The organism is uncultured Formosa sp. (assembly GCF_947500765.1).
Lineage (GTDB): Bacteria > Bacteroidota > Bacteroidia > Flavobacteriales > Flavobacteriaceae > Formosa.
This window is the reverse complement of sequence record NZ_CANMTH010000021.1, coordinates 1-7287: the sequence shown is the minus strand read 5'-3', so window position 1 is coordinate 7287 and position 7287 is coordinate 1. Positions and strand designations below refer to the sequence as shown.

Annotated in this window: 11 protein-coding genes; 9 read left to right on the top strand and 2 right to left on the bottom strand. The window is 27.5% G+C overall.

Annotated features, from left to right (window positions below):
* The first annotated feature begins 508 nt into the window (after positions 1–508).
* Complete coding sequence (locus Q1B05_RS18195) at positions 509–1321, top strand: hypothetical protein (protein ID WP_299782824.1); 813 nt, start codon at positions 509–511, stop codon at positions 1319–1321.
* Between the two features lie 98 nt (positions 1322–1419).
* On the opposite strand, the gene Q1B05_RS18190 is transcribed toward Q1B05_RS18195, so the two are convergent.
* A complete protein-coding gene (locus Q1B05_RS18190; protein ID WP_366944407.1) occupies positions 1420–1557 on the bottom strand; it encodes a transposase in 138 nt (45 codons plus the stop codon).
* Positions 1558–1573: 16 nt separating this feature from the next.
* On the opposite strand from Q1B05_RS18190, the gene Q1B05_RS18185 reads away from it, so the two are divergent.
* The 4 genes from Q1B05_RS18185 to Q1B05_RS18170 all read left to right on the top strand — a co-directional run bounded on the left by Q1B05_RS18185 (position 1574) and on the right by Q1B05_RS18170 (position 3489).
* Positions 1574–1792 carry a DUF4113 domain-containing protein gene (locus Q1B05_RS18185; RefSeq protein WP_299782822.1) on the top strand — a complete coding sequence of 73 codons (219 nt, stop codon included), beginning with the start codon at positions 1574–1576 and terminating at the stop codon, positions 1790–1792.
* A gap of 174 nt (positions 1793–1966) precedes the next feature.
* Complete coding sequence (locus Q1B05_RS18180) at positions 1967–2119, top strand: hypothetical protein (RefSeq protein WP_159021469.1); 153 nt, start codon at positions 1967–1969, stop codon at positions 2117–2119.
* A 144-nt stretch (positions 2120–2263) separates the two neighbouring features.
* Positions 2264–3025: a hypothetical protein gene (locus Q1B05_RS18175; protein WP_299782815.1), complete on the top strand. Its 762-nt coding sequence runs from the start codon at positions 2264–2266 to the stop codon at positions 3023–3025.
* A gap of 74 nt (positions 3026–3099) precedes the next feature.
* Entirely contained in the window at positions 3100–3489 is a 390-nt protein-coding gene (locus tag Q1B05_RS18170; RefSeq protein WP_299782813.1) for a DUF4113 domain-containing protein, read from the top strand.
* A gap of 642 nt (positions 3490–4131) precedes the next feature.
* Here the strand turns inward: Q1B05_RS18170 and Q1B05_RS18165 are convergent.
* A complete protein-coding gene (locus Q1B05_RS18165; protein WP_299782811.1) occupies positions 4132–4551 on the bottom strand; it encodes a lipocalin family protein in 420 nt (139 codons plus the stop codon).
* 340 nt (positions 4552–4891) lie between these two features.
* Here Q1B05_RS18165 and Q1B05_RS18160 point away from each other — a divergent pair, with 340 nt between their 5' ends.
* The 4 genes from Q1B05_RS18160 (at position 4892) to Q1B05_RS18145 (ending at position 7000) form a co-directional block, all read left to right on the top strand.
* Complete coding sequence (locus Q1B05_RS18160) at positions 4892–5878, top strand: hypothetical protein (protein WP_299782809.1); 987 nt, start codon at positions 4892–4894, stop codon at positions 5876–5878.
* Between the two features lie 145 nt (positions 5879–6023).
* Positions 6024–6431 carry a hypothetical protein gene (locus Q1B05_RS18155; RefSeq protein ID WP_299782807.1) on the top strand — a complete coding sequence of 136 codons (408 nt, stop codon included), beginning with the start codon at positions 6024–6026 and terminating at the stop codon, positions 6429–6431.
* 64 nt (positions 6432–6495) lie between these two features.
* Positions 6496–6648: a hypothetical protein gene (locus Q1B05_RS18150; protein ID WP_299782805.1), complete on the top strand. Its 153-nt coding sequence runs from the start codon at positions 6496–6498 to the stop codon at positions 6646–6648.
* A 10-nt stretch (positions 6649–6658) separates the two neighbouring features.
* Positions 6659–7000: a hypothetical protein gene (locus tag Q1B05_RS18145; RefSeq protein ID WP_299782803.1), complete on the top strand. Its 342-nt coding sequence runs from the start codon at positions 6659–6661 to the stop codon at positions 6998–7000.
* The last annotated feature ends 287 nt before the right edge of the window (positions 7001–7287 follow it).

The following is a 7287-nucleotide window of genomic DNA, read 5'->3' as shown; positions in this document are numbered from 1 at the left end:
AAAAAAATTATAGAATAAATGAGAAAATATTTAGCATTATTAATGACCGTTTTTTTATTTGTAAGTTGTTCTCAAAGCAAAAGAAGATTTAATTAAACAATTCTCATATTCTGCGACTCGATTGGCATCTGAAGTAAAAAAAAAGCAATTCTAATAAGCAGTAGGCGAGATGTTTAGAGAGTAATTAGGGAAAATGATTTAAAAATAATTTTGATTATTCTGCTTATAATTTTAGAAATAAAGAACAGGAAGATAATTATAAAGAAAGTGGAATAATTACTTCTGGATGTCCAAACATTTATAATAAAAACGCGATTGAATTTATTGCTAATATTTTAAGAATAGAAATGAAATAACGAATGCATAACAATACCTAGAAGTAATTGCTTGTTCTCGCCTAATCCTGAAAATCTTCGCGGATATTCAGTTTGGTATGTACTTGCTAAATTAGGTGCTTAAACACGCCGCTAATCTTATATATCGACGTTATGCAACATATAAAAACGCATTGAAAAAGAAAGTAAACTCTATAGATTTATTAATTGAAAATCTTCAAAAGGAATTTTCAAAAATCCCGAATTTTGAACTCACTCAAAATGACCCACTCGGGAAAAAACTTTTTGATTTTGTAGTGCGTTTTGTTTCCGAATTTCACTCATATCAAGATTTATTTGTTCAATTTTACCTTCCAGCTTCATTAAAATCAATACAAAATTTTAAAAGAGAACTTAAATTTTCAAAGTATAAACAATTCTTCAATTTAACTGAAGATGAATACAAAGAAAATTATTTTGAAACTGTTAGATTGGGTTATGTTGGTGCTTTTCACAAATATGAAAGCTTTTTGAAAAACTTAATTCCGATGATGGACGAGTTTTTTAAAGAAATTAATTTTGACCATAAATTTTTGCCGATTACGGAATATTTAAAATCCGAATTCGATGTCGAATTAAAAAAAACCACACATAATTTTCCTATAACACGAAAAATAAATTGGATTTGTAATTGCGTAAAGCACTACGATGGCTATCCAATTAAAGAACCAATACCGAAAAATTTAGACCATTTTGACAAGAGTAAGAAAATACAAATTGACTCAAAGGAATTTAAAAAAGATATGCAGGATTTAATTAAGCATAACCAAAATATGCTGACTTTATTATTCTATGTTGGTTTTCATCAATATTTCGGGCTTGAATTTTCGACAATTGAAAACGAACTAAAACCAGAACATCGAGAAAAAGATAAAGTTGAAAAAATGAGAGAAGTTTTAGGAGTGTCAATAAAAGCATTATTTAATCTAGGAAAATACGTTGCCTAACAAAGAACTGAGGTAAAAACAAGTCATGTCGCTAAAAATTTTAGACACTATTTTATTATGCTTGCATGTACTAAAAGAGCATAGAAATAATAGATTGCCTAATTTCTTATTCCCGCGACTTTACTTATCCGTGATCTACCTTTCATACTACTCCTAGATTCCCTTATGGTAGCTGTAATTCCAACGTAACTAGATAACTGTGCTGCGTGTTCAAACTTTGAAAAACCATAGGTTATAACAATTAAAACAAAATTGTTTTTAACCTATGCTAATAATAAAGTAAAGTTCGGTTCTCAACCTCTCTGTAGCCAATGGAAGCTGAGGCAAGAACGCTTATCTCCAAGGTGTTCTACGCATATCAATGATATTATTCAGGTTAAGATGAAGTTATATTCATTTAATATAAAATGTTACCCTTATACGGTTTTCCGTAATATTCTGCTAATAGAAAGTAATACATTTAGTGCTTAAACTAACGATATTTCCTTTCTTCTTACAGAAAAATAAGAAGAAAGCTCATTTTTTTTAGTTAGTCTAAACTAACCAATTGGTTCGCTATACTAAAAGAGATGTAAACACTTTATTGGAAAAACACTATATGATAACATGAAAAAAATATTATTTTTTTGCCTGATCTCAGTCCTTATGTCCTGTTCAAGTGATGATGAAAACCAGGAATGTTTGGAAATTAACGAACTATATGTAAAAGCTTTAGAATATGCTGGAGGAAATCCAGATGCTATAAATGAGATTAAACGTGAATATGAGGAAATGAAATCAAAAGCGGGTTGTAATTAAATAAAACAATATTTCACACGCTTAAGTAGTGTTCCTATAACCGATAATTCTAAAAAAGAAACCAGTACTTACAATTAAACTTAATAATTAGAATTATTAAAAAGAAACAATGTTTTAAATTTAAATAACTAACAAATTAAAGCTATGGGTAAATCAACCAAGTTCTTATTTTTATTAATATCATTTTTTATTCTTTCCTGTGATAGCGACAATATTGACGAAACAGGTGTTGAAACTGAATCAAAAAAATATATACCTAAGACAATAGAAAATAGTATAAATACTGTCAATTATTTTTACGACTCAAATGATCATATTAAGGAGGTTAGGGTAACTTATAGTGGTTCATCTAACATTGCAGTTAAGAAATACACTTATTCAGGAAGTTTAATTACTGAATGTAAATGTTTTATAGATGGAATAAACGATGTGACAGAAAATTTTATTTATAATTCTAACGATATTTTAATAAAGTCTCAACTAACATATTCAGACGAAAATACAGGAGTTCCGGGGCCTACTTCTATAGAAGAATATGAGTATATTACGGAGAATGAAATAAGAGTTAAAGATACTAGAAGTGATTCTGATAAAGTTGGTTACCATAAGTTATATCTTGATAATGGTAATGTTATAAAAAACTCGAATTCAGATGAAATTTATGAATACGATAAAAAAAATAATGTAGAAAAAAACATAGTCGGGTTTGATAAGTTAAATATTATTAGAGGTCATTATCATGTTCTTTTTACTAATAGTACAAATAATGTAATTAAAGTTGAAGATGGACCAGGAGTAATTGACTATCAAGTATTTTACGATTATGATGAAAATGACTACCCTATTGCTATTTACGGAATTGAAAATGGGGAAAAAGGTGAGAAAACCTTAGTTACCTATTATTAATCAAGTATACTAAATTGGTTCATTTTGAAAGTCTTTTTCTATTGTCATTTATCACGAGTCCCTGCCTATAATAATTGCTTGAGAGAGAAATATTATTTTTATTTCAAATTAGTGTAGGATTGCCATCATCTGTAAACGCCTTTATAAATGTCAATTCAGCCCTTATAAAAGCAGCTCATAAAGCATTAGAGTGTATTTATAAAAAAGATTTCCATTACAAAAAAGCCGGCGTAATTGTAATGAACCTCACTCCAGAAGACCAAAAACAATTTAGTCTATTCTCTAACGAGAATCCAAAGCACCAACCCCTAATGGCAATTGTCGATAGGCTAAATACGTCCTATGGTAACAATAAAGTAAAGTTCGGGGCTCAATCTCTAGGTCGTCAATGGAAAATGAAACAAGAACGTTTGTCGCCAAGGTATTCTACATATATCAATGATATTATTCGGGTAAAGGTCTAGTTTGATTTCTCTGGTTTAGAATTCTCATAAAAAAAATCACCCTTGAAAATTTGTCTGTATATTGTAACCTACAATAAAGTAATATATTTAGCGATTATACAAACTCTGTTCCTTTGCTTTTAATAATTTAAATAAAACGAAATGAGAATATTACCACTTTTGTTTTTATTATGTTCTAATGATTAAGTTGACTATTAATACGAAATAATAGGAAGCTATGATGGACTAATAAATTTGCTGAAGTAGATGATGGTCATCAAGCGGAATAATTAGAAACAAAGGACGATTATTAGAATCATTAGATTGTTATTAATTAAAAAAGGAATTCAAATAGGAAAAACAATATGTAGAGTTCTTGTCAGCGACGTACAATTATGTGAAATATTTTATCTGATTTTATGAATTTAATAAAGGTTGAACAACTAAATGCTAAATCTCAGAATTTAGTGGCTAAAATTCGAAAATTGATCAGCAATTACCCCACCCCGGGAAATATTCATATATAACACAGTTTTATGCATATCAATCATTTTATCTATATTTTAGGAGTGGTTTAAATCTACTAGAAATATATAAGATAAAAAAAGGTAACTAAGCAAAAACAATGTTCAGTTACCTTGAAATCTAAACAGATTCTATAATCTATTCTTTTTTATAAACTTCTTTTAGGGTGCCTTCATTTTTAATTTCATACTCCCATTCTAAGGTCGATTCATTTAATTCTATAATAGATAATGTTAAAACATCTAGATCAAAATCTGCATCATCCCAAGTAATGGTTAATATACTGTCTTCTTTTGTCCAGGTTCCTATTTCGGAAATGTCTTCTCCCTCATTTCCAAAGTTTTTATAAATAAATTCTACACGGTTATCTGCTGTGAATTTTATAATAGTACTGTCTGGAATCCCAGTGCTCTCTTCATTAAAGCTACTTGATACTCCCAGCCAGGTACCAATTAAAGTATCATTTGATTGCTCCGTATTATTACTGTCATCATCAGAACAAGAAGTGAATATTGATAAAATAATTAGTAAAAAATAGGTTAATTTCATTGTTTTCATTGTCTTTTTTTTTCGTTTAATATTAATTTTTGTAAAAAAGGGCTTAAATATAAAAACAACAAATGAAATTTAAAATGATAATTTTTAGTTTTTTGTATGTTAAAAAATATCATTATGGATATCAGGCGTTCGTAATTAAATCAATCTATTCAGTGACTTTCATAGTGTATTTAAATTATTTATTATTAAATGTTGTTCTATTACGGTTACCCGTAATTTTCATTTAATAGAAAGTAATACATTTAGTGCTTAAACTAACAATATCCCTTTACTTATTCTTGATATAAGAGTATTTAGTATTGATAAAAGTAGTTAGCAGTAATTTAGAGCAGATATCGAAATGAAATACTTCACACATCCGAATGGAATATTCGAAATAAAAATACCATTGGACTGGCATTATAAAAATGAAGTTGCTGGATATAAAAATCAATCACCATTTAGCTTTGAATTATTTGAAAATACACAAGGTTGCTTTCAGATAAGTTGTTATCACAAAAGTGAAAAGGAAATAAATCCTAAATTACCAAAGAGTAACTACAATACTGATAATTTAAAATTTATTCCGACTGAACTACCAGATGCTGAATTTAAAGTTTTATTGTGGGCAACAGTCGTAGAAGATTATTTTTTTATGGCAAAATATGTTTGTCAGCCAACCAAATTAAATTCGGAAATTATAAAAACCCAAATTGAAAAAGTAGAAAATAGTCTTTCTACTCTAATGTGTTTAAGTTTAGACAGAAGGGAATTTGCTATAAGTTATGATAGATTTGAAAAATTCAATGCTTCATTAGCTGCTTCATTTGATTTAAAAAACAAAGCAATAGAAAACCGCTCATTTATAGAGTTAATAATTATTAATGCTAATCAAATTGATGCTTATTTGAGATTGTGTATTGTACATAAAATTCAAATTATAAAAAAAACAAGTTTGTTTGAATTGAGTTATTTATATCAAGGAGAAAATGATAAACCTCTAATGGAAAAGAAAATCTATAATAAAGCTAAAGAAATGGATATCCTATCTGACGAGCAACACTCAAAACTATATCAACTTTACGATTTAAGAAACAAAGTTGTTCATCGATATATAATTACGGATATAAAAACAAGAGAGCTTATAGAAATTGGATATGAATACGAAGTTGTTTGTGAAGAAATAAGGTTAATTTTAGCTGACATTGAAACTGAACAATTTGAAAAGAAAGTTGGTTATCACGGATTAAAAGACCCTCACAGAGAAAGAAATGAAAATCACGCAAATGAACTTTTTTCAATGGTTAATGACAAACATTTTAATAAAGAATTTTATCGAGAAATATAAAAACTACTGCTAACACCGTATAAAAATAATTGCTATTTTAGGCTTAATCAAAGGTCGTTGCACTTTTGTTACGTCTGATTTTCCTTCGGAAAATCCTCGCACACAAAACCGCAACTATTCTTATACATAAACGTTGGCAATAATTATGAAAAAAAATATTCTATTACTGATTTTAATAATGACTTCACTTTTATCACATTCACAAGATAAATATGAAATATTATCAAAATTCAATTATATAACGACCACTCAATATGATGGAACAAAAAGAACATCTAAGTTTTTAAGCGTTTTGGTATCAGTTAATAACTCCAATAATTTTATTGTAGTCGATGAAGAAATAAAGTCTTCTAAATCTTTAGTCTATTTGAACAATACTCAAAGAGAAGAAAAAAAAGTAAACGGAAAAATGGTTATTCATTATGACTCACCAAAATATGGGGAAAATCAAATTGCTTATTTAGATGATAATTCTCTAACATTAATTTTGCCAAATAAACAAAAATTAATTTTTTCAATAAGCAAACCATTAAACACAACAATGGTTGAATAATTAATATCACAAATAACAGGAACGCAGAAACCTTTAATAGTATGCTAAATTAAAATATAATTAAATGCTAACAATTGCTATCATTTTATACGTAATCCTAGCTTTCATTGGCGGACCATTATGGCCATTACAATTTTTAAGTGGAAAAGCAGGAGGTTTCGGCTATGTAATTCTTATAATTTGGATAATATTATTCATAGGTGGTATAAATAATTAATTAAAAAAAGATGAAAGAATATTTTAAAAATTTTTGTGCTTTACTTTTAGCAAATCAAAACGCATTAGGAACAGTTATCAGTAAAGATAATGGTAGTAATATTGAATTTAAAATGCCAATTATAACATTTGGAAATGTTTTGGGTTACAATTATCTTGGAATTGAAAAGCAAGGAAATTATTACGAAATGTATATTAACACTAAATCTTTATTTAAAAAAATAAACGGAAAAAGAACAACTGTTTTAAAAAATATGGAAATAGAATATTATAACGAAATAATGAACGATTTATTAATGAGTCAAATGATGAATCCTAAATATATGAAAATTGCAACTGGAAAATTATTTTAAGAATTTAATAAAAAACTATTGCCAACACCGCATATAAAAAATTGCTAAATTCAATAATATAGAATGTTTGAAAAACATAAAAAACTAAATTTAAACATCGGAAAATTACGTTTTCAAACCCGCAACAAACCATATACAAAACCGTTCTCCTCTTTTTCTATCTAAAGATATTTATTACAAACTAAAGAAACACATTACCAGTAATAAATAAAAACAAGCATTATGACAAAAAGAATTTTAATTTTTACAATTTTATTAGTTTCTGGAATTTCAGCATTTTCTCAAAC

Excerpts from the sequence above, each read along its gene's own strand:
- Q1B05_RS18180 (WP_159021469.1), top strand. The coding sequence starts at position 1,967 with ATGTCCTGTTCAAGTGATGATGAAAACCAGGAATGTTTGGAAATTAAC.
- Q1B05_RS18175 (WP_299782815.1), top strand. The coding sequence starts at position 2,264 with ATGGGTAAATCAACCAAGTTCTTATTTTTATTAATATCATTTTTTATT.
- Q1B05_RS18165 (WP_299782811.1), bottom strand. The coding sequence starts at position 4,551 with ATGAAAACAATGAAATTAACCTATTTTTTACTAATTATTTTATCAATA.
- Q1B05_RS18160 (WP_299782809.1), top strand. The coding sequence starts at position 4,892 with ATGAAATACTTCACACATCCGAATGGAATATTCGAAATAAAAATACCA.
- Q1B05_RS18155 (WP_299782807.1), top strand. The coding sequence starts at position 6,024 with ATGAAAAAAAATATTCTATTACTGATTTTAATAATGACTTCACTTTTA.
- Q1B05_RS18150 (WP_299782805.1), top strand. The coding sequence starts at position 6,496 with ATGCTAACAATTGCTATCATTTTATACGTAATCCTAGCTTTCATTGGC.
- Q1B05_RS18145 (WP_299782803.1), top strand. The coding sequence starts at position 6,659 with ATGAAAGAATATTTTAAAAATTTTTGTGCTTTACTTTTAGCAAATCAA.